At 65.0% G+C, this 26,271-nt stretch carries 24 protein-coding genes; 11 read left to right on the plus strand and 13 right to left on the minus strand.

The features are described 5' to 3' along the window. Positions 1-57: 57 nt before the first annotated feature. A complete protein-coding gene (locus tag VFB18_RS03395) occupies positions 58-1,002 on the plus strand; it encodes a DMT family transporter (protein WP_324971028.1) in 945 nt (314 codons plus the stop codon). 30 nt (positions 1,003-1,032) lie between these two features. Here the strand turns inward: VFB18_RS03395 and tgt are convergent, their stop codons facing one another. The 6 genes from tgt to VFB18_RS03425 all read right to left on the minus strand — a co-directional run bounded on the left by tgt (position 1,033) and on the right by VFB18_RS03425 (position 5,864). Next, positions 1,033-2,163 (minus strand): tRNA guanosine(34) transglycosylase Tgt, encoded by a 1,131-nt coding sequence (gene tgt / locus VFB18_RS03400; protein ID WP_324971030.1) that lies wholly within the window; start codon positions 2,161-2,163, stop codon positions 1,033-1,035. Beyond that, positions 2,160-3,245: a tRNA preQ1(34) S-adenosylmethionine ribosyltransferase-isomerase QueA gene (gene queA / locus VFB18_RS03405; protein WP_324971032.1), complete on the minus strand. Its 1,086-nt coding sequence runs from the start codon at positions 3,243-3,245 to the stop codon at positions 2,160-2,162. The genes tgt and queA overlap by 4 nt, the downstream gene beginning before the upstream one ends. A 113-nt stretch (positions 3,246-3,358) precedes the next feature. Further along, positions 3,359-3,826 carry a peptidylprolyl isomerase gene (locus VFB18_RS03410; RefSeq protein WP_324971034.1) on the minus strand — a complete coding sequence of 156 codons (468 nt, stop codon included), beginning with the start codon at positions 3,824-3,826 and terminating at the stop codon, positions 3,359-3,361. A gap of 27 nt (positions 3,827-3,853) precedes the next feature. After that, positions 3,854-4,501, minus strand: a complete 648-nt coding sequence (locus tag VFB18_RS03415) for a peptidylprolyl isomerase (RefSeq protein ID WP_324971036.1) — start codon at positions 4,499-4,501, stop codon at positions 3,854-3,856. Between the two features lie 30 nt (positions 4,502-4,531). Then, a complete protein-coding gene (coaD, locus tag VFB18_RS03420; protein ID WP_324971038.1) occupies positions 4,532-5,026 on the minus strand; it encodes a pantetheine-phosphate adenylyltransferase in 495 nt (164 codons plus the stop codon). A gap of 124 nt (positions 5,027-5,150) precedes the next feature. Continuing rightward, a complete protein-coding gene (locus VFB18_RS03425) occupies positions 5,151-5,864 on the minus strand; it encodes an OmpW/AlkL family protein (protein ID WP_324971040.1) in 714 nt (237 codons plus the stop codon). A gap of 442 nt (positions 5,865-6,306) precedes the next feature. On the opposite strand from VFB18_RS03425, the gene VFB18_RS03430 reads away from it, so the two are divergent. Next, positions 6,307-6,972 carry a Crp/Fnr family transcriptional regulator gene (locus VFB18_RS03430; RefSeq protein ID WP_324971072.1) on the plus strand — a complete coding sequence of 222 codons (666 nt, stop codon included), beginning with the start codon at positions 6,307-6,309 and terminating at the stop codon, positions 6,970-6,972. 18 nt (positions 6,973-6,990) lie between these two features. Here the strand turns inward: VFB18_RS03430 and gyrA are convergent, their stop codons facing one another. Then, the gene (gene gyrA / locus VFB18_RS03435) at positions 6,991-9,663 is read right to left on the minus strand and encodes a DNA gyrase subunit A (protein WP_414675640.1); all 2,673 of its coding nucleotides are present in this window, start codon (positions 9,661-9,663) and stop codon (positions 6,991-6,993) included. A gap of 494 nt (positions 9,664-10,157) precedes the next feature. Between gyrA and VFB18_RS03440 the strand changes: the two genes are divergently transcribed. Next, positions 10,158-10,790: a PRC-barrel domain-containing protein gene (locus tag VFB18_RS03440; RefSeq protein WP_324971044.1), complete on the plus strand. Its 633-nt coding sequence runs from the start codon at positions 10,158-10,160 to the stop codon at positions 10,788-10,790. A gap of 76 nt (positions 10,791-10,866) precedes the next feature. On the opposite strand, the gene VFB18_RS03445 is transcribed toward VFB18_RS03440, so the two are convergent. From VFB18_RS03445 to VFB18_RS03455, 3 genes are all read right to left on the minus strand, one after another. After that, positions 10,867-11,346 (minus strand): DUF2269 domain-containing protein, encoded by a 480-nt coding sequence (locus VFB18_RS03445; RefSeq protein WP_324971046.1) that lies wholly within the window; start codon positions 11,344-11,346, stop codon positions 10,867-10,869. Continuing rightward, complete coding sequence (locus VFB18_RS03450; protein ID WP_324971048.1) at positions 11,346-12,650, minus strand: SDR family oxidoreductase; 1,305 nt, start codon at positions 12,648-12,650, stop codon at positions 11,346-11,348. The genes VFB18_RS03445 and VFB18_RS03450 overlap by 1 nt, the downstream gene beginning before the upstream one ends. A 150-nt stretch (positions 12,651-12,800) precedes the next feature. Next, positions 12,801-13,286, minus strand: a complete 486-nt coding sequence (locus VFB18_RS03455) for a single-stranded DNA-binding protein (RefSeq protein ID WP_324971050.1) — start codon at positions 13,284-13,286, stop codon at positions 12,801-12,803. A gap of 303 nt (positions 13,287-13,589) precedes the next feature. Between VFB18_RS03455 and VFB18_RS03460 the strand changes: the two genes are divergently transcribed. Next, positions 13,590-14,198 (plus strand): MAPEG family protein, encoded by a 609-nt coding sequence (locus VFB18_RS03460; RefSeq protein ID WP_324971052.1) that lies wholly within the window; start codon positions 13,590-13,592, stop codon positions 14,196-14,198. 15 nt (positions 14,199-14,213) lie between these two features. Here the strand turns inward: VFB18_RS03460 and VFB18_RS03465 are convergent, their stop codons facing one another. After that, positions 14,214-14,783, minus strand: coding sequence for a DUF2585 domain-containing protein (locus VFB18_RS03465; protein WP_324971074.1), 570 nt, complete (start codon positions 14,781-14,783; stop codon positions 14,214-14,216). Positions 14,784-14,985: 202 nt separating this feature from the next. On the opposite strand from VFB18_RS03465, the gene VFB18_RS03470 reads away from it, so the two are divergent. The 6 genes from VFB18_RS03470 to VFB18_RS03495 all read left to right on the plus strand — a co-directional run bounded on the left by VFB18_RS03470 (position 14,986) and on the right by VFB18_RS03495 (position 22,873). Beyond that, entirely contained in the window at positions 14,986-16,473 is a 1,488-nt protein-coding gene (locus VFB18_RS03470) for a peptidoglycan-binding protein (RefSeq protein ID WP_324971054.1), read from the plus strand. A gap of 74 nt (positions 16,474-16,547) precedes the next feature. After that, entirely contained in the window at positions 16,548-18,137 is a 1,590-nt protein-coding gene (locus VFB18_RS03475; protein WP_324971056.1) for an ATP-dependent DNA helicase, read from the plus strand. Positions 18,138-18,200: 63 nt separating this feature from the next. After that, positions 18,201-21,230: an excinuclease ABC subunit UvrA gene (gene uvrA / locus VFB18_RS03480; protein WP_414675639.1), complete on the plus strand. Its 3,030-nt coding sequence runs from the start codon at positions 18,201-18,203 to the stop codon at positions 21,228-21,230. Positions 21,231-21,577: 347 nt separating this feature from the next. Continuing rightward, positions 21,578-21,982, plus strand: a complete 405-nt coding sequence (locus VFB18_RS03485) for a hypothetical protein (RefSeq protein ID WP_324971060.1) — start codon at positions 21,578-21,580, stop codon at positions 21,980-21,982. A 217-nt stretch (positions 21,983-22,199) separates the two neighbouring features. Then, complete coding sequence (locus tag VFB18_RS03490; RefSeq protein WP_324971062.1) at positions 22,200-22,655, plus strand: hypothetical protein; 456 nt, start codon at positions 22,200-22,202, stop codon at positions 22,653-22,655. Further along, positions 22,652-22,873 (plus strand): hypothetical protein, encoded by a 222-nt coding sequence (locus VFB18_RS03495; RefSeq protein ID WP_324971064.1) that lies wholly within the window; start codon positions 22,652-22,654, stop codon positions 22,871-22,873. The genes VFB18_RS03490 and VFB18_RS03495 overlap by 4 nt, the downstream gene beginning before the upstream one ends. Here the strand turns inward: VFB18_RS03495 and VFB18_RS03500 are convergent. Further along, positions 22,870-23,160: a hypothetical protein gene (locus tag VFB18_RS03500; protein WP_324971066.1), complete on the minus strand. Its 291-nt coding sequence runs from the start codon at positions 23,158-23,160 to the stop codon at positions 22,870-22,872. The two genes, VFB18_RS03495 and VFB18_RS03500, sit on opposite strands and share 4 nt — an antisense overlap. 160 nt (positions 23,161-23,320) lie before the next feature. Continuing rightward, complete coding sequence (locus VFB18_RS03505; protein WP_324971068.1) at positions 23,321-23,881, minus strand: flavin reductase family protein; 561 nt, start codon at positions 23,879-23,881, stop codon at positions 23,321-23,323. A 780-nt stretch (positions 23,882-24,661) separates the two neighbouring features. On the opposite strand from VFB18_RS03505, the gene VFB18_RS03510 reads away from it, so the two are divergent. After that, positions 24,662-26,271: pentapeptide repeat-containing protein (locus tag VFB18_RS03510; protein WP_324971070.1), on the plus strand; the 1,610-nt coding region annotated here is incomplete at its 3' end.

A 26,271-nucleotide genomic window follows, 5' to 3' on the forward strand; every position in this document is an offset into this window, starting at 1 on the left:
CGCCGACCTTATCGGCCGTTGGCCTTTTGGCAAAGAGTAGGGCACAAGTCGCTTCCCATGACGTCGTCCCGCCACCTTATTCACCGCGACGCCCATCCGCACCGGAGGCTGGAAGCCATCGGACTGATGATTCTCGCCACCGCCTGCTTCGCCGCACTCGATTCGACAGCCAAATATCTTGTCGGGATCAAAGGCGTTCCGGTCGCCGAGGTGACGTGGTTCCGCTTCGCCGGCCACGTCGTGTTCAGCGCCCTCGTACTCTGGCCCTTCGCTTTTAGGCCCACGCTCCGTTCGAAGAAACCTCTGGTGCAGATTGTGCGCTCGGCCCTGATGGTGGTGACCACGGGATTCAACTTCATTGCGCTGCGCTATCTCCAGCTCGATCAGACCGTCACTATCTTCTTCCTGACCCCGCTTCTGGTGGCTGCACTCGCGGGCCCCCTGCTCGGCGAATGGGTCGGCTGGCATCGCATGCTTGCCATCGTCGCGGGTTTTTTCGGGGTGCTGCTCGTGATGCATCCGGGCTTCGGCACCGTGCATTGGGCGATGCTGCTCGTGCTGGTGGCGACGTTCGGCTATGCGCTCTACAACCTCGCCACGCGCTACCTCGCGGCGTTCGATCCGCCTGAAGTCACGCAGACCTTCACGCCGCTCGCGGGGTTCGTCGCGCTCGCGCCCTTTGCCCTCTCGGCATGGCAATGGCCGCACGACGCGAAGACCTCGCTGCTGCTGGCCTCGCTCGGCTTCTGGGGCGGGCTCGGGCATTGGCTTTTGATCCTCGGCCATCGCATCGCGCCCGCCTCGGTGCTTGCGCCCTTCATCTATCTCGGGCTCATTTGGATGTCGGCGATCGGCTTTCTCGTGTTCGGCGACGTGCCGACGCTATGGACGCTCTCTGGCGCCGCCGTGGTCATCATGTCGGGTCTCTATCTTTTCGCGCGCGAGCGGAAGCAGATGGGCGAGGCACGCTCCGGGCCCGCCTCGGACATCGCCTCGCAGTGACACCCCCTCTCCCCGGTGGGGAGAGCTGAGTCAGTCGTCGTCGCCTGTGGCGGCGTAGCGGCGCTTCACATCGTCCGCGAACGTGGCGAAGCGGCCTTGCGCGATCGCCTCGCGGGCGCGGGCCATCAGCTCCTGATAGAACTGGACATTGTTGTAGGTGAGCAGCATGGCCCCGAGCGCCTCGCCCGAGCGGACGAGATGATGCAGATAGGCGCGCTCGTATTGCGCGGCCGGACACTTGCTTTCCGGATCGAGCGGTGTCTGGTCCTCGGCGTAGCGGGCGTTGCGGAGATTGAGCTTTCCCTGCCAGGTGAAGGCCTGACAGTGGCGGCCTGAGCGGGTCGGCAGCACGCAATCAAACATGTCGATGCCGCGCGCGATGGACGCAAGCAGATCCTCCGGCGTGCCGACCCCCATCAGGTAGCGGGGCTTGTCCTCGGGTAGGACCGCGGTCGTGGTCTCGACCATCTCGAGCATCGCCCCCTGCCCTTCGCCGACGGCGAGCCCCCCGACCGCATAGCCGTCGAAGCCGATGTCGATAAGATCGTAAGCGCATCGGACGCGGAGATCGGGATAAACGCTCCCCTGCACAATGCCGAACAGAGCTTGGCCGGGCTTGCTCATGGCGGCGAATGCCACCTTGCAGCGCCGCGCCCAACGGAGCGACAGGTCGAGCGAGGCCTTCGCCTCCTCGCGCGTCGCGGGATAGGCCGTGCATTCGTCGAGCACCATCTGGATGTCCGAGCCGAGCAGGCACTGAACTTCGACGGCACGCTCGGGCGACAGCGCCACGGTCGCGCCGTCGACATGGGACTGGAAGGTCACGCCCTCCTCGTCAATCTTCCTGAGCTTGGCGAGCGACATGACCTGGTAGCCGCCCGAGTCGGTCAGGATCGGACCGGACCAATGCATGAATTGGTGCAAGCCGCCGAGCCGGGCGATGCGCTCGGCGCCGGGCCGCAGCATCAGATGGTAGGTATTGGCGAGGATGATATCGGCGCCGGAAGCCTTCACGTCCTCGGGGAACATCGCCTTCACCGTGGCGCCGGTGCCGACCGTCATGAAGGCGGGCGTACGCACGATGCCGCGCGGCGTCGCGATCTCGCCAAGGCGTGCAGCGCCGTCGCGCGCCTTCACGCTGAAGCAGAAGCGCTCGCTCATGGCTGAGGCGCCGGGCTCAACAAACAGGCGTCGCCGTAGGAATAGAAGCGGTAGCGCGCGGTGACGGCGTGCGCATAGGCGCGCTTCATCACATCGAGGCCGGAGAACGCCGCAACGAGCATGAACAGTGTCGAGCGCGGCAGATGGAAATTGGTGAGCAGGCGATCGACGAAGCGGAATTTGTAGCCCGGCGTGATGAAGAGGCTCGTCTCTCCGGTGAAGGGCGCGAGTGTTCCATCCGTGGCGGTCGCGCTTTCGAGCAATCTGAGCGAGGTCGTGCCGACGGCGACGACCCTGCCGCCCTTCGCCTTCACCGCATTCAGCGCCTTTGCCGTCTTGGCGGCGATAAAGCCGTGCTCCTGATGCATGACGTGGTGTTCCGTATCGAGCGAGCGCACGGGCAGGAACGTGCCGGCGCCGACGTGAAGCGTGACGAAGTGGCGCGAGATGCCGCGCCCGTCAAGCGCCTGCATCAAGCGCTCGGTGAAATGGAGGCCGGCCGTCGGCGCCGCGACGGCCCCCTCCTCGCGCGCGAACAGCGTCTGATAGTCGCTGCGGTCGCGGTCGTCGGGCGCGCGGCGCGAAGCGATGTAAGGCGGAAGCGGCATGGCGCCGAGCGCGTGGATCGCTTCGTCGAGCGCGGGCCCGGAAAGGTCGAAGGCGAGCGTCACCTCGCCCTCCACGCCCCGCGCCTCGACGGCGGCGGCGAGGCTTCCGAGCAGGCAGGCATTGCCGCCCTCGCCGAATTCGATCCGGTCGCCCGTCTTGAGCCGTTTCGCAGGGCGCGCGAGCGCCAGCCAGCGATGATCGTCAATCCGTTCAATCAGGGTGGCAGAGACATGGGCCTCCGCGCCAAGACGCCGGCGCACACCCCTGAGCTCGGCCGGGATCACCTTGGTGTCGTTGAACACGAGCGCATCGCCGGCCGCGAGCAGATCGGGCAGGTCGAGCATGGCCCGGTCGCTGAGCGGCGCCGGAGAGGAAGGATCGACCACGAGCAGCCGCGCCGCGTCGCGCGGGCTCGCCGGGCGAAGCGCAATCAGCTCCTCGGGCAGATGGTAGTCGAAGTCATCGACACGCATATCGCCGCGTCATGCCCGGCCTCGAGCCGGGCACCCAGGGGGCACATGCCCTGAGTGCGCAGCCTGGATCGCCGGGTCAAGCCCGGCGATGACGAAACAACTGAGGTTCACGGCTAGGTCCGAGCGTCTGAGGCGACCCGCACCGAGACGATTTTGTCGGGACTCCTCGGCGGCTCGCCGCGGTTGATCTTGTCGACATTCTCCATGCCGTCGATCACCCGCCCCCACACCGTATATTTGCGGTCGAGGAAGGTCGCGTCGTCGAAACAGATGAAGAATTGGCTGTCGGCGGAATCAGGGGACTGCGCGCGCGCCATGGAGACGGCGCCGCGCGTATGCGGCTCGGCGTTGAATTCCGCCTTGAGCTTCTTGCCCGATCCGCCGGTGCCGGTGCCGGTCGGATCGCCGGTCTGCGCCATGAAGCCTTCGATCACGCGGTGGAACGGCACGCCGTCGTAGAAGCCCTGGCGCGCCAGCTCCTTGATGCGGGCGACGTGCTGCGGGGCGAGGTCGGGACGCATCTCGACCTTAACGGTACCCTTGGTGGTCTCGATGATGAGCGTGTCTTCGGGTTTTGCCATGGGGAAAATTCCTCGTGAGAAGACGGGCTAAGGCTCGACGGTCGCGGTCTTGATGTAGTCGAGCTTGGGGAAGTCCTTGTTGAGATAAGCGTTGCCCTGGCTCTGGATAAGCCCCTGATCGGGGCCGTCGCCGCGCGGCGCCCCTTCGCCGTAGCCGGCATAGAGGGAGTCGACCACCTCCATGCCCGAGATCACTTGGCCGAACGGCGCGAACCCCTGGTCGTCGAGCCCGGCATTATTGCCGAAATTGATGAATACCTGCGTGGTGCGCGTGTCGGGCCCGGCGGTGGCGAAGGTGATCATGCCGCGCTTGTTGCTGGCCTTGACCGGATCGTCCTTGATGTTGGCATCGCGCCAGACGCGGTTGAGCTTGGGGTCGCCGTTGATGCCGAACTGCACCATGAAATCCGAGATCACGCGGAAGAAGCGCGCATCGTTGTAGTAGCTGTTCTTCACCAGATTGTAGAAGCGGTCGGCGCCGTTCGGGGCCCAGTCGCGATGCACCTCGACCACGAACGTGCCCTTGCTCGTGTCGAACTTGACCTTGTAGGTCGCGGGCGCCTTCTCGTTCAGGCTCGCCGGGTCGGAAAGATTGCCGGCCGTGGCCGGCGCCAGCAACGCCGCGAGACCAAGCGCAAGGCTCGCGCAGAACAGCACTAAACCGGGAATTCGCATGACACCTCCTTGGGAAGGATCGAGCGGGCTTCAGCCCGCGAATTTCTTCTTCAGCGCCGCGGCTACGATCTCCGGCACGAAGGCCGAAACGTCGCCGCCCATTGCGGCAATCTGGCGAACGAGGCTCGCGGCGATATGCCGTGAGTCGGGCGAAGAGGCCAGAAACACCGTCTCGATCTCCGGGGCAAGGGCCTGGTTCATGCCGGCCATCTGCATCTCGTAGTCGAAATCGCCGGAGTCGCGCAGTCCCCTGATGACGATAGTGGCCTTCGCATCGCGCGCGGCGACGACGGTGAGCATGTCGTAGGTCTCAACCTCGAGCTTAAGCCCGATCTTCTTGGCCACCGGCTCGAGCACTTGGCGGGCGAGCGTCACCCGCTCCTTGGCGGAGAACAGCGGGTGCTTGTCGTGATGGGTGCCGATGGCGATGACGAGCTTGTCGACGAGATGGGCCGCGCGGCGCACGATGTCCACGTGGCCGTAGGTGACCGGATCGAAGCTACCAGGATAAAGCCCGACGCGCATGGGTTCAGCTCCACTCCGCGCCGGCCGAACGCCGCCGCGCGAGCCAGTTTCTAGCCGCGCCGTGCCGAAATAGAAAGGCCCGGTAGGAGCCGGGCCTTTCCGCGCTCCCCTTAACGTTGTCGGACTATTTTATAGGGGCGGCTTGCGCGCGATGGCCGAACAGGCCGTCGAGATTGAAGCGATAGCCGACGCCGGCCGAGAAGATCCACGGATCGAGATCGGCGTCGCCGACCACGTTGACCCCGCCGAGCGCGGCGTTGTTGTGCCAAGTGACGGTGGTATCGAGCCAGGTCTTCTTGACGTCGAAATTGAGCGACCAGCCGTTGCCGAGACCGACATCGATGCCGCCCTGAAGCGTGAAGCCCCAGGCATCGTCGATCGACACTTCGGTCGCGCCGAGCCGGTTTTGCCCCGTCCCGGTGTCGAAGAAATTGATGTATTGCACGCCCGCGCCGACGTAAGGCTGCCAGCGGCCCATGCCGGTGAAGTGATATTGCAACGTGAGCGCCGGCGGGAAGATCCAGGTGTCGGCGATCTCGCCGAGATTGGCGATGGTCCCCTTCCCGTCGATACTATGCTTGGCGAAGCAGCAGAACAATTCGGCCGAAATGTTCCTGGTGAAATAGTAGTCGAGGGTCAGCGCCGGAATCGCTTCGGTGCTGACGTCGGCGCTCGCGCCCGGGATCACGGCCCCGCCGGCCCGCACCGTGGCGTCGGTATCGGGATTGACCACCGTGCCCAGCAGTTTGATGCCGAACTTGCCGTCGTCGCTGCCGGCGGCGGCGGGCTGAGCGAGCGCCATCACACCCGTGGCCGCACTCAAGGCCAGCAACGCCACTGTTGCATTTCTTTTCATTTTCGACGTCCCCCGTTTGGGCTGATGCCTTGCGCCCTTGGCGCAACGATCGTCAGCCACCGGTCATTCTTGGAACGGTGAATTTGCCGCGAGAAGAGCCGATCGCCCGCCGCCCCTGATGCGGGTCAGAGTCGTGCGCTTAGAGACAGGACTGTTGCGGCGGCGACACGGTTTTCTTGATCCAAGTCAAGTGCCGCGGGGTACCGTGTTTCAATCGTCCACCGACTTGCTCCATTTATCTTGTCTTGATCGAAATCAAGGCGCTCTTCGATCTCTCGCTCGACTGCTTAGGATCGATGCAACGCGCTTCGTCTCCTGCGAGGGTGGACCATCGGCTATGACAGCGGGAGCTAATCCTAAGCGCGCGAGCCGGGTTCGGGCCGCAGTGCCGGCGGCTGAGCCCGAAAGCGAGCGCTTGGCGGCTGTGCAAGCGTCGCTCGGGTCTCAGGCCGTCGCCGTACGTATGCGGCGCGGCCAACACGTCGCGCTCACGGTTGAAGGCGCCGACGCACTCTTCATCGTCCGCGCCGGAACGCTCACGCTCAACGTCACCATGCCGGGAACCTCGCGTCAGCTGGCCGCCCTTCTCTTTCCCGGCGACGTGCTCCGCTCGGGATTTGTGCCGCCTCAGGTCGAAGGCTCGCTTGTCGCCGCAACCGCGAGCGAGCTGTTGCGGTTGCGCTGGGCGGCGTTCGCCGAAGCCATGGCCAGGGACCATGCCGTTGCGAGCTTCTACCACGAAGCTGTCGACCGGCAGATGGCGCGGCGCGCCATTCATGCCGCCATGCTCGGCCGGTTCGACTGCCAGCAGAAGGTGGCCACCTTCCTGCTCGAGCTCGCGCTGCGCACCGGTACGCCCTTGCCCGGCGGCGGGGTCGGGTTCGACACGCCTCTAAGCCGCAGCGAGGTCGCCGACTATCTCGGCCTCAACGCCGATACGCTGTCGCGAACCATGTCGCGGCTGCGGTCTTCCGGCGTCCTGAACCACACCGAACGAAGCCGCGCCGTGTTGCGGGATTTCAATGCGCTCGCGGCGATGTCGCCGGCATCGGCCGCGCTCATCGCGCTTGCCGAGGACAATCTCGTCTGAAGAGAAGCGTTTGGCGCGCTAAGCGCCGGGCGGCTCTTGGCCGCCATTCTCAGCGCCGTTGTCGCCGCCATTCTCGTCGGGGATATGCTCGACCGAGACCACCCGCTCGCCCTCGGCGGTCGAAAACACGATTACCCCTTGCGTCGAGCGCCCCATAATGGAGATGCCCTCGACGGGGACACGGATGAGCTGGCCGCCGTCGGTCACAAGCATGATTTGATCGCTGTCCTCGACGGGGAAGGAGGCCACCAGCTTGCCGTTCCGCTGATTTGCCGCCATGGCGATGATGCCTTTGCCGCCTCTTCCCGAGATGCGGTACTCGTAGGCGGACGTGCGCTTGCCGTAGCCCTTCTGCGACACGGTCAGCACGAACTCCTCGTGCGCGCCGAGTTCGGCATAACGCTCCGGGCTCAGCACCACGGCCTCCTCGCCGCCCTCCTCGCTCTCCATGTCCTGCTCCGGCTCGACGCCCCCTCGCCGCACGGCATTCGCCTGGCGCACATAGGCAGCGCGCTCGGCCGCCGTCGCCTCGACGTGATTGAGGATCGCCATGGAGATCAACTCGTCGTCGCCTTCGAGCTTGATGCCGCGCACGCCGGCCGACTCGCGTCCTTTGAACACGCGCACATCCGTGACGGGGAAGCGGATGGCCTGGCCCTCGGCCGTGGTCAGCAAAACGTCCTGCTGCTCGTTGCACACCTGCACGCCGACGATGCGGTCGGCGCCTTCGAGCTTCATGGCGATCTTGCCGTTCTGGCGCACCTCGATGAAGTCGGAGAGCTTGTTGCGGCGGACCGTGCCGCCATTGGTGGCGAACATCACGTCGAGTTTTTCCCACGACGACTCGTCCTCGGGAAGAGGCAGGATGGTGGTGATGGTTTCATCCTTCTCGAGCGGCAGCAGATTGACGAGTGCCTTGCCGCGCGCCTGCGGCGCGGCGAGAGGAAGCCGCCACACCGTCATCTTGTAAGCCATGCCGCGCGAGGAGAAGAACAGGACCGGCGTATGCGTGTTGGCGATGAAGATGCGGGTAACGAAATCCTCCTCGCGCGTCGCCATGCCGGCGCGGCCCTTGCCGCCGCGCCGCTGGGCCCGATAGGTGGATAGCGGCACGCGCTTGATGTAGCCCTTATGGCTGACGGTGACGACCATGTCCTCGCGCTGGATCAGGTCCTCGTCCTCCACCTCGCCCTGCATCTCGAGGATCTCGGTGCGGCGCGGAGTGCCGAACTCGGCCTTGATGGCGGTGAGCTCGTCCTTGACGATGCCGACGATGCGGGCGCGCGAGCGCAGAATATCGAGATAGTCTCCGATCTCGGCGCCGAGCGTCTTCAGCTCCCCACCGATCTCGTCGCGGCCAAGCGCGGTCAGCCGCTGGAGGCGGAGATCGAGAATGGCGCGCGCCTGCTCGTCCGACAGGCGGTAAGTGCCTTTGGCGGAAACCTTGTGGCGCGGATCGGCGATCAGCTCGACCAGGGCGACCACGTCCTTCGCGGGCCAATCGCGCGCCATCAATTGCTCGCGTGCCGTCGAAGGGTCGGGCGCGCTCCGGATCAGCTTGATGACCTCGTCGATATTGGCGACCGCGATGGCAAGCCCCACCAGGATGTGCGCCCGCTCGCGCGCCTTTTTGAGCAGGAACTTGGTGCGCCGCCCGACCACCTCCTCGCGGAACTCGGTGAAGGCGCGGATCATGTCCTTGAGGCTGAGCTGCTCGGGCTTGCCGCCGACCAGCGCCACCATGTTGCAGCCGAAGGACGATTGCAGCGCCGAGAAGCGGTAAAGCTGGTTCAGCACCACGTCGGCCATGGCGTCGCGCTTGAGCTCGATCACCACGCGCATGCCCTGGCGGTCGGACTCGTCGCGGATGTCGGCGATACCCTCGATCTTCTTGTCGCGCACATATTCGGCGATCTTCTCCACCATCGCCGCCTTGTTCACCTGGTACGGGATCTCGGTGATGACGAGCGCCTCGCGCTCCTTGCGCAGGGTCTCGTTGTGCACGCGGCCGCGCATCAGGATCGAGCCGCGGCCCTTGTGATAGGCGGACCTGATGCCTCCTTTGCCGAGGATCAGGCCGCCGGTCGGGAAATCGGGACCCGGCACGAGCTCGATCAGCTCGTCGATGGTGATGGCAGGATTGTCGAGATAGGCGATGCAGGCGTCGACCACCTCGCCGAGATTGTGCGGCGGGATGTTGGTGGCCATGCCGACGGCGATGCCGCCCGCGCCGTTGACGAGCAGGTTGGGGAACTTGGCGGGGAGGACCGAAGGCTCTTCCAGGCGGTCGTCGTAGTTCGGCCTGAAGTCGACGGTCTCCTTGTCGAGATCGTCGAGCAGATATTGCGCGATCTTGGCAAGCCGCACCTCGGTGTAGCGCGAGGCCGCCGGAGGATCGCCGTCGACCGAGCCGAAATTGCCCTGGCCGTCGACCAGCGGCACGCGCATGGAGAAGTCCTGGGCAAGCCGGACGAGCGCGTCGTAGATGGCAAGGTCGCCGTGGGGGTGGAAGTCGCCCATGGTGTCGCCGGTCACCTTCGACGACTTCATGTGCTTCTTGTTGAAGTCGAGCCCGAGCCGCTGCATGGCGTAGAGGATGCGCCGGTGCACCGGTTTCAGGCCGTCGCGCACGTCGGGCAAAGCGCGCGACACGATCACGCTCATGGCGTAATCGAGATAAGACCGCTTCATCTCGTCGATGAGCGAGATCGGTCTAATGTCGGAGGGCGATCCGCCCGCGACGTCGGTCTTCTCGTTGTCAGCCAAGAGAGGAAAGGGCCTGCTTTTTGTGCTTCATTGAAACCGCAACATCCGCTCGCCGGCGAGGGCGAACCTCACGCCAATGAAACGAGGAAGATTGCTGTAGGGCTCTTTTCTATAGCTGATATCGCGCGCGGTCCGCAACCGCGTAAGCGGCCCTGCGGCGTCTTGCTTTTATCAGTATTATCAAAGACTTATACAATCACAGGCTCGCCATTTTGCCGACGCAGAATGATCCTTGTCGCGGCCCGCACGAAGGCCGATTCGCAAGCCGTTCGAGAGCCGCGCGAGAACAGATATTGGGGGGAACGATCGAAGCGAGGAGGCGTTGTCGGAAAGGCGGTGTTCGGGGACCGGTAGAGGCCCAGCCTCCCTCTGGAGAGACACGCGCCATCCCCGCTAGAACCGATCGAAGGAGTGACACCATGACTCGTTTCCTGACGACGACGGCCATTGGACTCCTGCTTCAGTTCGCGCCGGCGCTCGCCGAGACGCAAACGGCAACCGAACCGGCCCAGGCCATCGGGCACGATGCGGCGCCTTCGGCGGCAATGCCGTCGAATCCGGCCGATCCGACCGATCCGAACGCGCCGCAAGTTCCACCGGAGGTGATGGCGCCCGCGCCGTCGGCAACCCCGCCGCAATCCTCCGGCGTGCCGAAGCCGATCCAGTCAGAGCATTCGGCCGAGGCGGCGCCGGTGACGTCGCCCTTCCTCACCAAGCAAGATCAAAGCGAATTGCTGGCGGCCAACCTGATCGGCCAGCCCGTGCTCGACGCCGACAACGAGTCGATCGGCGAGGTAACCGATCTCATCACCGATAAGGACGGCAAGATCGTTGCGCTTCTGATCGGCGCAGGCGGCTTTCTCGGCATCGGCGAGAAGGACCTCGCCATCCGGTATCAAGACATCACGGTTTCGCGCGACGAGAACGATGATCTCATCGTGAAGGCTAACGTCACTAAAGAGATGGTCGCGCAGGCCCCTGACTACGAGACGCTCGACGAGCAGCAGATGATTGTGGGCGAGAAGAGCGATCGCCAGGACAGCTCTCAATAGCGCGTTTCGCCCTTCGCGCCACAGGAGCCCGGCTTCCCCTTGCGAACGCGAGGCCGGGCTCTTTGTTTGTCCGGCGTCACACGGGCTTGGCGATCATCAGCCAGAAAATGACGAGGATCGAGGTGAAGGCGGGCCAGCCGAGCCAGAACCAGATGCACGACAGGCGGCGGTAGGATGCGGGAAGCTCGGCCTCGCCGTCGGCCGCGGCGGCTTCGGCAAGGTTGCGCATCCTGATCTGCACGTAGACCACGGGGAGCCAGCAGGCGCCGATCACGACATAAAGCGCGAGGCTCCCCCATAGCCAGGTCTGGCCGAAGTCGTAGCCACCGAGACGAACGAGCGCGAACCCGGTGAGCGGCTGGGCGACCGCGGCAGTCGCGGTGAACAGATAATCGGCCACGACAACGGTGCGGAGCGTCGCCGCGATGGCCGCCGGCCCCTCCTTGCGCTCGGCGCGGAACAGGAAGAAGGCGATGCCGAGCCCGGTGCCGAACAGGATCGCGGCGCCGATGACGTGGAGAAATTTGAGCGCAGAATAAAGCGTGGGCGCTCCCATCAGCGCTTCTCCTGATAAGCCATCACCACAAGGGTCGCGGCCATCATCGGCAGGACCTTGAGCAAGGGGCCGAAGTGATCGGCCCACAACTCGGGCGCGACCACGCTCAAGCCAACGGCATAGATCGCGCTGAGGATGAGCTGCGCCACCCCTGCCCTTCGCACCCAATCCGGCAAAAGGAAGAGCGCGCCGGCGATGATGTCGGCGACCGAACCCGCCGCCACCACCGCCTTGGCCATAAGCTCGCCGAAGCCGGCATGCGCAAGGAGCGCCGTCGCGCTCGCGAAGCTCGACGGGGTGAGGGTCAGGACGCCGGTCAGGATCCAGAAGAAGGAGACGGCGACGTGGAGAAGCGGCACGGCGAAGAAACTTCGCGCGTGCAGGCGGTCCTGCAGGGTCGCGGGCCACGCCGCGAGCGTCGCGCTGAAGCCCTTAACGTCCCCGCCGGCCGCGGCTGCGAATTCGGCACCGTCGACGAGGGTGTCGTAGCGGAGCTGCTCGAGCGAGGTGGTCCGCGCCGAGGTGACATAGCCGACATAGCCCGCCACATCGCCGAGGCGGAGCAGAAGGCGAAGGAAGAGCAGCGGCAGGGCAATCTCGTGCGCGCGCCCGAAGCCGAGCCAGTTGCGGTAAGCGACGAGAATTTCGCGCAAGCTCACCGTCTCGGGTCCAGCCGCATCGAGCGTTCGGCGCGCCGGCTCGTGTTGCGCGGCGAGGCGGGCGATTCCGCGCGCGAGATCGTCGAGCGCGATCGGCTGAAACCGCTCCCGCCCCTCGCCCGGGAGAAGCAACGCGAAGGGGAGGCCGGCGAGCCCGCGCATCAACGCGGTGCCGCCGAACGCGCCGCGCCCGATGACCAGCGAAGGCTTCACGATCAGCCAGTCCGCATCGATCCGTTCGAGCGCGGCGTCGGCCTCCGCCTTGGAGCGGGCGTAAGCGGTCGGCACCTCGGCCTCCGCGCTCACCGCCGAGATGTGCACGATGCGCCGCACCCCTGATGCGGCCGCCGCCTCGAACAGGGCGATGGTCGCCTGCTTATGAATGCGCTCTGGCCGGTCGCGCAGATTTCTCTGCAAGATGCCGACGCAATTCACCACCACGTCGACACCGGCGAGGCGCGGCGCCCAATCTTGGGGCGTCACGTCCTTGTTGAAGTCGCAGGCGATCCATTCGATGGCCGGATTGATGCGGCGCGCAAATTCAACATCGCGGCCCGCGCCGATGACGGTCAGGCCCTCGCGCCTCAGCGCTTCGACGACGGCGCCGCCGATGAAGCCGTAGGCCCCGGTGACGAGACACTTCATCAAAGGAGGCGCCCCCGCCTTGCGTCATGCCCGGCCTTGAGCCGGGTATCCAGGAGCAACACGGTCAGACCGAGGGTCCTGGATCGCCGGGTCAATCCTCGGGTCAAGTCCGAGGACAGGTCCGGCGATGACGTTTCTCCGGATCACGCGCTAGAACGGGATCTCGTCGTCGAGCTCCTTGTCGAAGGAGGACCCGCTGTTCCTGCTGCCGCCGCTGCCGCTGAACGCTCCCGTGCGGCCGAACTCGCCGCCGCCGCTCGGACGGTCCTCGCCCCCTCCGCCGCCGCGCGCGTCGAGCATGGTGAGAGCCGAGTTGAAGCCCTGCAGCACCACTTCGGTCGAATAGCGATCCTGCCCCGACTGGTCCTGCCATTTGCGGGTCTGGAGCGAGCCCTCGAGATAAACCTTGGAGCCCTTCTTGAGATATTGCTCGGCGATGCGGGCGAGGCCCTCGTTGAAGATCACCACGCGGTGCCACTCGGTCTTCTCGCGCCGCTCGCCGGTCGCCTTGTCGCGCCAGCTCTCGCTCGTCGCCACGCGCAGGTTGACGATCGGCCGACCGTCCTGCGTCTGCCGCACTTCGGGGTCTGCCCCGAGATTACCAACCAAAATTACCTTGTTGACCGATCCGGCCATTCTCGACACCTCCCCGCGCGGGCATGCCACAGCACCGCATGCCTTGACCCCAAGTCTAGGCTTTGGCGCTTGCCTCTTCCAACAACGCGCGCGGCCTGTCCACAGGCCCCACGCAAGAGGCGCTCCCACGCGTGACAAAATGCATTTGTACACGTTTTGTTCTAGTCCGTCCAGCGACGCAGACAAGGCGGCATCTTGAGGTTGCCCGCTGGCGCCCCTATGGCTTAAGACGCATCGCTGAACGAGGGGATGCGGCGGCGCGTATTGGGCGTAGAGTTCGCCCGCCTGAAGCAAGGGACGAGTATGCAGAGGTCCGTCGAGCACCGGCAAGCACCGAAACGAGCAGTGAAGCGGCGCCATCCACGCGCCACGGTTCTTGGCTTCACGACCCGCCAACTGCCCTTCATCTATGTCCTGCTCGGGAACTGGGTGTTCTCCGCCGTCTTCTTCGCCGGCGCGAAGTTCTTCTGGCACTGGTCGCCGGACGTGTGGACGCTCGGCGACCGGATCGCGCTCGTGATCAAGGACGCGGTGTTCGCCATCCTCCCCGGCTTGATCGGCATCTGCATCGTCGCCGCCCAGCGGCTCGATCCGAATATGTGGGTCGGGCGCATGGCCAAGCCGAACTCGGCGCTCGACATCAACACGCGCTTCATCCTCAACACCTTCGAGCAGTTCATCCTCTACTTCATCGGCAATGCGGGGCTCGCGCTCTACTGCCCGCCGGAGGAAGCGCGCACGCTCATCATTCTCACCGCCCTGTTCCTGCTCGGCCGGCTCTTGTTCTGGCTCGGCTATCACTTCAATCCATATCTGCGCGCCTTCGGCTTCGGGATCACCTTCTATCCGACCGTCGCCGTCTACGCCTGGCTCGTCCTGTTCATGGCGTTTGGCATTCGCGTCCCGCTCTGATCGAGGTAGCCGCCATTACCGCCCCTGCTGCCAATGCAGGACGGAGTCGATCGGCCAGACGAACATCAGAATGTTGAGCGTCAGGTTGTCGCGGATTGCGACGCCGACGAACAACTCGAGACCGAGCGCGAGCGACACGGTGAGCCAGACCGGCAGCCGGCTGGCGAGATAAAAACCCGCCATCATGATCAGCGTGTCGCTCACCGAATTGACGACGCTGTCGCCGTAATAGTCGAGCGAGATGGTCGCCTCGCGATAGTGATTGATGACGAAATCGGTGTTCTCGATCACCTCCCATGACGCCTCGACGGCGACCGCTAGCGCCAGCCTCAAGCCGAACGACATCGGCACGTAGCGCGAGGCGAGCGTAAGCAGCCAATAGAACAGGAAGCCGTGGATGAGGTGGGAAGGCGAATACCAGTCGAACAGGTGCTGCGAGTTCTCGGCGCTCTCCACGTCGAAATGCCAAAGCTTGACGGTGCCGCATTTGCAGATGAGCGGGTGGCCCATCAGGTAGAGAACGATCGCCTGCAGGGCGAGGATGCCGGCGACAATCAGGACGATATGCCTGCGGGAGAGCTGCATGGCGGGAGCTGCATCCAGCCTCCGGTCCCCGCGCCCACCAACCGTTTCGTTCATTCGACTATTCCCCCTTTTGCCACCGCCTGCCTCGGCGGCCTCACAATCGTTCCTAACGGCACGGCTATCTAGGCACGTCTAGGTTGTATAGAATGGGACCCGTTAGCATTAGGCGAGTTCCGGGCGGTTTGGCGAGGGAGGTCCTAGCATGAGCACACCCGAGCAGCGCATGAAGATGGCTAGGCAGATTGTCAATTTCGAAGCCCGCCGCGACAGAAAAGGACATCTCCAGGTGTACAAGCTGCCGCCCGGAGACGGAGGCGGCCGCTACGAGGTGGCCGGCATCAACGAGCGATTCAACAAGGACGTTTGCGATCGGCTGGTCGAGCTGATCGAGGCCGGGGAATACGACAAGGCCGAAGCCTTGGCCACTGAGTTCATCGCTTCGGACACCGATGTCGTCGTGACGTGGTCGCGGCTGCCGGCGATCGAGTTCTATCTGCGCGATTCGGTGTTCAACCGCGGTCACGCCGGCGGCGCCAAGATCCTGCAGATGGCTCTTGGCGTCGAACCCGACGGCGTCGTCGGACCGCGCACCCGCGCCGTGCTGGCCGTCGCCGAGCAGGATCCCGACCAGCTGCTCAAGGATCTGCGCGCCGCCCGCGAGCGCTACGAGCGCGACGTCGCTGGGCGCGACGAGCGCAGCAAGTTCTGGAAGGGCCTGGTCAATCGCTGGAACAATGCCCTGAAATTCGCGCGCACATTCCTGCCTGCCTTCCCGCAGCGAGCACCGCAGCCCATGATCGCGGGCGTGGCCGCTCCCGCGAGCCCGCCGGCAGGAAGCTCCGGTGAGCCGATCTACGTGCCGGTCAGCGAAGGCCAGATGGCGACGGCTAACCTCGCCCTGCCGTTGCCCGCGCTTCGCCTTGGATCGCGCGGGGCCATGGTGAAGGCCTGGGAGATCTTCTTGATCGGCGAGAAGCTCGACCCGGGCGAGCCCGACGGAATCTTCACCGACAAGACGGAAGAAGCGACACGCGCCTTTCAGGCCAAGACCAAAATCGACGTTGACGGCGTCGCCGGACGACAGACGCTGCGCAAGGCGATCGAGCACGGCTTCGAGCTGATGGAAGAGCCCGCCACCGACATGACGGGCTCGAATTTTCCGCCTCGGCCCCCGTTCCCGCCGCTCGTGTCGAACGCCCAGCGTCAGGCGATCTTCGGCGCTTACGCCTACGTTTCCGATCCCAGGCCGAGGAACCCGGAGCACATCCGCATCCTCGGAAGCTGGGAGCACGACAACATCGTCGATGTTCCCATTCCGCAACTCAAGAAGACCGCGATCGGCTCACGCGCGCCGTCTTCGATCAGGTTCCACCGGCTGGCCGCCGCTCAGCTCGAAGGGATGTGGCGCGAGTGGGAAGAGGCGAAGCTCCTCGATAGAATCCTCTCCTTCGCCGGGGGTTTCGAGCCGCGCTTCGTACGCGGCTCGAGCGCGACGCTCTCGAACCACTCCTTCGGCTCGGCTTTCGACATCAACGCGGAATGGAACGAGCGCGGGCACCGTCCGGCCCTCGTCGGCGAAAAGGGATGCACGCGCGAGCTGGTGCCGATCGCGCATAAATGGGGCTTCTGGTGGGGAGGCCATTTCTCCACCCCCGACGGCATGCATTTCGAGGTCGCGGTGCTGAAATAGCGCAGGCGCTTTCGGGCTCGGAGGTTCAAGGGCCGGACTTGTGGCGTGTGACGGGCGGGACTAAGGCTTGGCGCATGACCCAAGACGAGGCGCTTGCCCTCCTCAAGACCGGGGCCTCGGTCTTCCTCACCGGCGAGCCGGGAAGCGGCAAGACCCATACCGTCAACCGCTATACCGACGCGCTCAGGCGCCACGGCATTACTCACGCCTACACCGCTTCGACCGGGATCGCCGCGACCCACGGCCACGGCGTCACCATCCATGCCTGGAGCGGGATCGGCGTGCGCGACACGCTTTCGCGCCGCGACCTCGACACGATCGCCGCCAACCGGCGCATCGCCGCGCGCATCGAGAAGACGAGCGTGCTTATCATCGATGAGATCTCGATGTTGCCGGCGCGAAGCCTGACGCTGGTCGACGAGGTCTGCCGGCATGTCAGGGGATCGGAGGCGCCGTTCGGCGGCATGCAGATCGTGCTGGTCGGCGACTTCTTCCAATTGCCGCCGGTGGTCCGCCGCGATGCCCACGCCGGCATGCTCGACCTCGGCGAAGACGCCTACGGATCGGGCTTCGCCCATGCTTCGCCCGCCTGGCGCAATCTTGCGCCCACGATCTGCTATCTCTCCGAGCAGCACCGGCAGAGCGACGCGCCCTTCCTCGACGTGCTGTCGGCCATCAGGACCAATGCCTGCGCGCCCGTGCATCGCGAGCGGCTCGCCGAACGGAGAATCGAGCGCGACCGCTTACCGGAGCGTTGCACCCTCCTCTTCACCCACAACGCCGCGGTCGATGAGATCAACGATCGCGCGCTCGCCAAGCTTTCGGGCAAGACCGCTCATTTCGCCATGACGGCCAAAGGGCCCGAGCCGTTCGTGCAGGCGCTGAAGCGCGGCTGCCTCTCGCCCGAAACGCTCGCGCTCAAGGAGGGCGCCGTGGTGATGTTCACCAAGAACGACGCGGCCGGACGCTACGTCAACGGCACGCTCGGCATCGTCGAGGGTTTCGATCCCGAGGACGGCTTTCCCGTCGTACGCACGCGGCGCGGTGCGCGCATCCTCGCCGAGCCGGCCACCTGGAAGATCGAGGAGGCCTCACGTGAGCGCGCCAGCATCACGCAAATTCCGCTCCGGCTCGCCTGGGCGATGACTGTGCACAAGAGCCAGGGCATGTCGCTCGACGCCGCCGTGATCGATCTTAGCCGCGCCTTCGAATACGGCCAGGGCTATGTCGCGCTGTCGCGGCTCCGCAGCCTTTCCGGCCTGCACCTTCTCGGGCTCAACGAGCGGGCGCTTCGCGTCCACCCGCTCGCCGTCGCAAAGGACGCCGAGTTCCGCGCGGCCTCCGAGGCGGCGCGGAAGAGCCTGCTTGGGGGCCAAGAAGGTCTCCTCGAGCGCCAGCGCGCCTTTCTCGCTGCAAGCCGCGCCGAGGCGGCAGCCGCCACCACGCTTGCCGCCCGCCCGCGCCTGGCGGGGGCGCCGCGCGGGGCGGCCCTCGACGTCATCCGCGCGACCTATGCCAAGGCCTACGCCCCGTGGACCAAGGACGACGATTTCGATCTCAAGCGCCGGTTTGGGGCGGGCGAGACGATCGAGGAGATCGCCCACGCCTTCGGCCGCAAGCCCGGCGCCATCCGCTCCCGCCTCAAGAAGCTCGCCTTGATCTAGGCTCCGGACCCCTCCCCTTGAAGGCCAAGGGGTTGGGGACTAAGCCTTTGCCGGGCTTGCCGAATGGGCCGCAAGCCCCGACATTGGCGAGCAATGACCTCAAAATTCATCACCGTGCGCGGCGCGCGCGAGCACAATCTCAAGAACATCACGCTCGAGCTGCCGCGCGAGAAGCTCGTGGTGATCACCGGGCTGTCGGGCTCGGGCAAGTCTTCGCTCGCCTTCGACACCATCTATGCCGAGGGACAGCGGCGCTATGTCGAGTCGCTCTCGGCCTATGCGCGGCAGTTTCTCGACATGATGCAGAAGCCGGACGTCGATCATATCGACGGGCTGTCGCCGGCCATCTCGATCGAGCAGAAGACCACCTCGAAGAACCCGCGTTCGACGGTCGGCACCGTCACCGAGATCTACGACTATATGCGGCTGCTCTGGGCGCGGGTCGGCATCCCCTATTCGCCGGCCACCGGGCTTCCCATCGAGAGCCAGACGGTCTCGCAGATGGTCGACCGCGTGCTCGCTCTGCCCGAAGGCACGCGGCTCTATCTGCTTGCGCCGATCGCGCGCGGGCGCAAGGGCGAGTACCGCAAGGATTTCGCCGAGCTGATGAAGAAGGGCTTCCAGCGGGTCAAGGTGGACGGGACGTTCTACGAGATCGCCGAGGTGCCGGCGCTGGACAAGCAGGTGAAGCACGATATCGACGTGGTGGTGGACCGCGTGGTGGTGCGCCCTGACGCGAGCGCGCGGCTCGCCGACTCGTTCGAGACGGCGCTTGCGCTCTCCGACGGCATCGCCATCGCCGAGTTCGCCGACAAGGCTGCCCCCACCGACGCGACGTCGCCTCCGCTCGCCGGGCGCACAGGCCAGGCGCATGCCGAGCAGGTCGCGCTCGATGCCAGGATCAAGACCGGCATGGGCGCCGACCAGGAGCGCATCATCTTCTCGGCGAAGTTCGCCTGCCCGGTGTCGGGGTTCACCATCGAGGAGATCGAGCCGCGGCTCTTCTCCTTCAACAACCCCTATGGCGCCTGCCCGGAATGCGACGGGCTCGGCACAGAGCTCTTCTTCGAGCCGGAGCTGATCGTGCCCGACGAAAGTCTGAGCCTTGCGCGCGGGGCGATCGCGCCGTGGGCGCGCACCTCGGCCACCTCGCCCTACTACCAGCAGACGCTGGAAGCGGTCGCCCGCTCCTACCGCCAGTCGATGTCGAAGCCGTGGAAGGACCTGCCGAAGGAGTTCCGCGACGTGATCCTCTACGGCTCGGGCGAGCGCGAGATCACCTTCACCTATGACGACGGCGTGCGCCGCTACTCGACCACCAAGCCGTTCGAGGGCGTGATCAACAATATCGAGCGGCGCTGGCGCGAGACCGAGTCCGCCTGGGTGACGGAGGAGCTGTCGCGCTACCAGTCGGACCAATTTTGCGAGGCGTGCAAGGGCTATCGCCTCAAGCCGCAGGCGCTCGCGGTCAAGATCGACGGGCTGCATATCGGCCAGGTCACCGATATGTCGATCAGAGAGGCGGCGCGCTGGTTCGCCGGGCTGCCCGCGAAGCTCACGGCGAAGCAGAACGAGATCGCCCAGCGCATCCTCAAGGAAATTCGGGAGCGGCTCGCCTTCTTGAACGATGTCGGCCTCGACTACCTCACGCTCGCGCGCGCCGCGGGCACGCTGTCGGGCGGGGAGAGCCAGCGCATCAGGCTCGCCTCGCAGATCGGCTCTGGCCTGACCGGCGTGCTCTACGTGCTCGACGAGCCGTCCATCGGACTCCATCAGCGCGACAATGCGCGCCTGCTCGAGACGCTGAAGTCGCTGCGCGACATGGGCAACTCGGTGCTCGTGGTCGAGCATGACGAGGAGGCGATCCTTCTCGCCGACCACGTGGTGGACATGGGGCCCGGCGCGGGCGTGCATGGCGGCGAGGTGGTAGCCGAAGGAACGCCGGACGAGGTGATGGCGAACCCGGCCTCGCTCACCGGGCAATATCTCACCGGCTTCAAGCAGATCCCGCTGCCCAAGGAGCGGCGCAAGCCCACGCGCGGCCGCCGCCTGACGGTGAAAGGCGCGCGCGCCAACAACCTCAAGAACATCACCGTCGATATTCCGCTCGGCCTGTTCACCTGCGTGACCGGCGTCTCGGGCGGCGGCAAGTCGACCTTCCTCATCGAGACGCTCTACCGCGCCGTCGCCCGCAAGCTCTCCGGCGGCCGCGAGATCCCCGGCGAGCACAAGGCGATCGAAGGCTTGGAGCAGCTCGACAAGGTGATCGACATCGACCAGTCGCCGATCGGCCGCACCCCGCGCTCGAACCCCGCGACCTACACCGGCGCCTTCACCCCCATCCGCGAATGGTTCGCCGAGCTGCCCGAAGCCAAGGCGCGCGGCTACAAGCCCGGGCGCTTCTCCTTCAACGTCAAGGGCGGGCGCTGCGAGGCCTGCCAGGGCGACGGCGTGATCAAGATCGAGATGCATTTCCTGCCCGACATCTACGTCACCTGCGACGTGTGCAAGGGCAAGCGCTACGACCGCGAGACGCTCGAGATCAAGTTCAAGGGGAAGTCGATCGCCGACGTGCTGGACATGACGGTCGAGGAGGCGGCCGAATTGTTCAAGGCGGTGCCGGCGGTGCGCGACAAGCTGCTCACGCTCGCCCGCGTCGGCCTCGGCTATATTCATGTCGGCCAGCAGGCGACCACGCTCTCGGGCGGTGAGGCGCAGCGCATCAAGCTCGCCAAGGAGCTGTCGAAGCGCGCCACGGGGCGCACGCTCTATATTCTCGACGAGCCGACCACCGGGCTCCATTTCCACGACGTGGCCAAGCTGCTCGAGGTGCTGCACGAGCTGGTCGACCAGGGCAACACGGTGGTGGTGATCGAGCACAATCTCGAAGTGATCAAGACGGCCGACTGGATCGTCGATCTCGGCCCCGAAGGGGGCGACGCGGGCGGCGAGGTCGTGGCGGTCGGCACGCCCGAGGAGATCGCCGCCTCACCGCAGAGCTACACGGGGCAATACCTCAAGCAGGTGCTCAAGCGCCGGCCCGCGAGCGGCAAGGCCGCGAGCGGCAAGCGCGCGGCGGAGGCTGCGGAGTAGTATGTTCGGGTCTGAATGACAGAGTGCAACGCTTTCCGATACGGAAAGCACTGTGCTCGCTCACATGCGCCGGCAATAGGCGATCCGCAATGACTGCTTTAACAGATTTCCACCACAGCATCGCGTCAGCCAGAAGCCTAATATCCATGTACGCCGAGCTAAGGCGATCCCGAGGCTTGGGCCAACGAGGACGACTTAGCCCCGAGAACGAGGATTTGCTTTGGCTCCCCAGAGCGGCTGTCGTCACTGCACTCTCATCTCTCGATGCTTATGTCCACGCGGTACTCCATGATCAGATACCGCAAGCTTTACAGCGCAACCCAATCCCGAACGCGCTTTGTGACGCCATGGCGATGGTTGTCCCGATCAAGAACGGCAGTTCGTTTCGTGAGGCGTTTCCAATTATTTCAGCGCCGCAAGTCCACCATGCGCTGACCAATCGACTCCGGGACGAGAGCCTTTCGTTCCTTTCTTATCAAGCTCCAGAGAAAATTTTGGGGGCCTATGAGATGATTGGCCACCCGGCAATTTTTGATTCCGTGTCGGGGCTATGGCCGGGCCCGAGGACGTCGGCAGACGATCTCAAGCGCACGTTGGCCAAATACGTCAAACGCCGCAACCAGATTGCTCATGAGGGTGACCGCGAGGTCGGCGGTGGGGTCAGGCACATGCAGCCGATCTACGCGAGCAATTGCGCCGATTTCATTGAAGGTCTGGTCGCAAGGCTCAACCGTGTGGTCTATGCTGTCTGACCAAGGGATCGCTCTTATTGAGGTCCCAGAGAGCCGAGCCCTCGCCCCTGACCAAGAAACTCCCTGTGGACAAGAGTCTGAGATAGCCGGACTCTTCAGCCAATATCTTGTGCCGGCAAGGATCGTCCTTGGCTATCCCTAGCCCTTATCGTAGAATTGCGAAGCGATTCTCCGAATCGATTCGACCGGGAAGTATGTCCTATGGCATACTTCAACGATGTCGAAGATCGCGCCTCTCCCACCTCGATCCAAGCAGCAGCCGACGTCGGTAACGCCGGACGACCAGCGTTTCGACGCGCTGATGGGCGGCATCAAGGCCTTTGTCTCCATGCTCTCGCTGGAGCAGCAGGAGCGACTCCTGCGCGAGATGACCGAGATGATTCGTCCCATTCCTACGACCCGGGCGGGTGAGGTGCTCGACATGATCGCGCGGTTATTGCCGGAGCGACGGAATTGGACCGTCTCCGACCTAAAGCAAAGCGTCCTCAAGGAGGGGGTAACCGCGTCAGCGAAGGAAATTTATAACGCGGTTGGTTACCTCAATCGCAAGGGGCACATTCGTCGCGTTGGTTACGGACGGTACGTTGTCGATGGAGTTGAAGTCGTCACGGCAGACGATCTGGGAGGGGAGAACTCACGCCATGAGGATTGCTACCGGGAGAACCGCGGATGAACGAGGAGCCCCTTCCCTGGGTCTGCAATACGATCGAGGATTATTACGCGCGCGTGCATGCCCTTAAATTGCGCCCCACGAACGTAGACACCGTGTTTGTCGACCCGGAAGGAAACCACGTCCGCGTCCCTAGGCCGACCGGAATGACAGCGGCGCAAATGCGCGAGACGCTCGAAATGATTCGCGAGCGGGCCGAGATGGTGAAGAGCAAAGGCTAGGGCGTAGGTTCGCTTTCGAGCGCCTTGCGCGCAACTTCGGTCGGGATTGCGACCCACGGGCTAAGGTCGCCGGTGTCGTCCGCGTCCAAGCGAGTTACCAACACCTTTTCTCCACACGCCGCATACATTTCAGCTATAGCGTCGGGAATTTCTTTTTCGACCTCAGAACGAGTAGCACCTGCGACTAGCAAGCCTTTAAGCTCGGGGCTGGTGGCGTAAAGCAATCCCTCGTTACCCTGCCGAAGGGTAATGTGAATCAAACGGGCCATTTGGCAGGAAGCGGTCATGGGACGCACCATATAAGGAAGGACAGAGCTTTAACAATAGTTAACACATTTCTAGCCTGGCGGGTCCGGCGACATTTGGGCGCCTGGGCACGGCCCCAGCAATGGTTATATTGCCATGCGTGGGGCCTACGGGGACAAGGCGGGACTTCTCGCTGTGCCCTCACAGCATCTCGGGGCGGAACAGGCGGCGGCGGCTGATGATCCTGCCTGACAGCTCGAATTCGCCGTCGCCGAGATAATGCAGCGTCTCGGGATGCTTGGGCCTGGGCGCGACATGCGCTTTCACCACCTCGAAGATGAAGAAGTTGTAGCGGTCGACCAGAGCGTCGTCGTGCACCCGGCATTCGAAATTGGCGTGGCATTCGGCGATCAGCGGCGCCTTCACCTTGCTCCCCTTCCCCGCCGTGAGCCCGAACGCCTGGAACTTGTCGATCTCGGCGCCGCTCGTGCTGCCGATCTTCACGACGATGTCGATGAGAGCGGTGGTCGGCACGTTGATGACGCATTCGCCGCTCTTGCGGATCAGCTCGAAGCTGTGATTGCCCTCGGAGATGACGCAGCCGACGAGCGAGGGCGTGAACTCCATCATCGTGTGCCAGCCCATGGTCATGATGTCGGTCTCGTCGCGAAAGCGCGACGAGACGAGCACGACCGGGCCGGGCTCGAGATAGCGCCTCACCTTGCTCACCGGGAAGTCGCGCTTCTTCACCCTCTTCGCCATCGCCGCTGCTCCTTGCGCTCGCCTCGTCATGGCCGGGCTTGCCCGCCTCGGGCTCGACCCGAGGGTCCCGCCCTCCACGTCTTTCACCGTGGCACGGCGAAATCGTGGATGGCCGGCCCGAGGCCGGGTATGACGGCTGTTTGCGGCGAGAGCCTTTTTCATCCCTCCCCTCGATGGGAGGGAGTCGCGCCCTCACGCCGACTTCGGCAAAGGCGGCCAAGAATGGCGAAACTAATCCCCGGCCCTCGCCGCACGCTTACACTCCGCATCGCCTCGTCCGTTGAAGGGCGCGCTCATGAGGCGTCATGGAGAGCGGGACGAGGCGCGGCGCCCGCGGGCTTCGTCGCAACGAAGCACTCGGGCGGCACCGGAGCTCCTCCCGGGACCACTAGGAGTCCCCGCCAGGAGCTGGCTGAGAGTCCCCGACGTGATCGGGGATGAAGCGAGGCCCGCGGCCGCAAAGACGCCGCGATTTGGCGCGCCGAGAGGCGCCCGCCGTGGTCCCAAAAGGATCGCGGAACCATAGGTTTGCGCTTTTCGGCGCGCCATCCCCCCTTCGGCTCAAGCCCGAGGGCAAGCTTGGGGGAGTCGTTCTTTGACATGACCTCGCGCGTCAACGCGGCGAGGCGCTGAATCCTGCCCCACTTCCAGCGGGTTGACCCGAGGCATCGCCTGTTGTGTAACCCGCAAGCGGAGCCGCGCCCTCCCCCTCCCAAAAGCCGCTGCAATCCGCCCGCAAAACGCCGCTTCCGATCCCGCCGCAAAGAGCCGCCCCCGAACATGGCATCTCCGCCGCCCCTCCCCGACGACGTGAAAGGGTTCCTCGACGAGGCCAACGCGGGAAGCGAGCCCGCGCGCACCGCCTGGCTCGCCTTCCTCTTCCTCATCGCCTACGTGATCGTGACGCTCGCCTCGGTGAGCCACAAGGACCTCCTCCTCAACGCGCCGGTCAAGCTCCCGATCATCAACGCCGACATTCCGCTCGTCGGCTTCTTCCAATACGCGCCGGCGATGCTGCTTCTGGTCTATCTCTCGCTCTTGGTGCAGCACGTCATCGTGGCGCGGAAATACCGCCGCTTCACCGACGCCATCGTTCCGCTCGAGATGGAGAGCGGCGTCGAGCACCCGGCGCGCGAGCGGGTGCATGCTTACGCGTTCTCGCAGATCCTCGCCGGCCCGAGGCCCCATCGCATCACCAAGCTGATGATGCAGCTCATCGTGTACGTGACGTTCGCCGCGCTCCCCATCGCCACGCTGCTCTACTTCCAGGTCAAGTTCCTGCCCTATCACGAGGTGTGGATCACCTACTGGCACCGCATCGCCGTGATCCTCGGCTTCGCCATGCTGATCCTGCTCACCCCGATCATGCAGCACGCGCCGCCCAGGCGGCGATGGGACATCAGGTTCGGGCCGCCGGCCGAGGCGTGGGAAGTCTCGGGGCGGCAAGTGGTGATGATCCTCCTGCTGCTGCCAGTGGTGCTCGGCTTCAGCTGGCTGATCGCGACCGTGCCGGACGAGGAGATCGACCGGACGCTCGGCTTCGTGGCGCCGGAGAGTGCCGCGATCGGGCCCGACGGCGAGGCAAGGCTGCTCAACCCGCTCGTGCGGCGCCTCGTCTACGATCGCCTGCCCGACGACGGCAGCAAGGGATGGTGGCGGCGCTTTCTTCTCTCCTATCGCGTGCTCATCGTCGAGGACACCGATCTCGGGCTCGAGGCGCCGGCCAAGCTGGTGCTCCGCGAGCGCAATTTCCGCTTCGCGCTGCTCAACCGCTCCGACCTCCACCGCGCCGATCTCACCTGGGCCGATCTCCGCGCCGCGCAGCTGTGGCGGACGGTGATCAGAGGCAAGCTCAACGACACGCAGGCGCAAGGCGCGGTGCTGAAGGAGGCCGAGCTTCAGGGCGCTCAGATGGCCTCCGCCTCGCTGCAGGGCGCCGATCTCACCGACGCCTCGCTTCAAGGCGCTATTCTGAGCTACGCGCGGCTAGAGGGCGCGAATTTGCGGGGGGCGCAGATGGAGGGCGCCGATCTCCGCTTCGCCGAGCTGCAAGGCGCCGATCTCGCGGGCGCCTTTCTGCAGGATGCCGATCTCGAAGGGGCGCGGCTGGAGGGCACGGTGGTGTCGGGCGCCGAAATTTGGCTCGCCAAGTTCCCGCCCGCTCTTGCCGAGCAACGGCCCACGGCGCTCGGGCTGGCCGACATGAAGCTGTCGGCGCCCTCGCTCGAGGCCAAGGCGCTACTGAGACAAGGGATCGAAACCGACATCGACGATCCCGAGCTGCGCGGCGTGGTGCTGGCGCGCCTCGGCCGCATTCTGAGCGGCGAGCCGTTGAATTGGAACGATGCAGAGAGCTGGCAGGAGTACGTCCAAAGCGCGAAGGCGCCTAC

Origin of the sequence: Methyloceanibacter sp. (assembly GCF_035650995.1) — a bacterium.
GTDB lineage: Bacteria > Pseudomonadota > Alphaproteobacteria > Rhizobiales > Methyloligellaceae > Methyloceanibacter.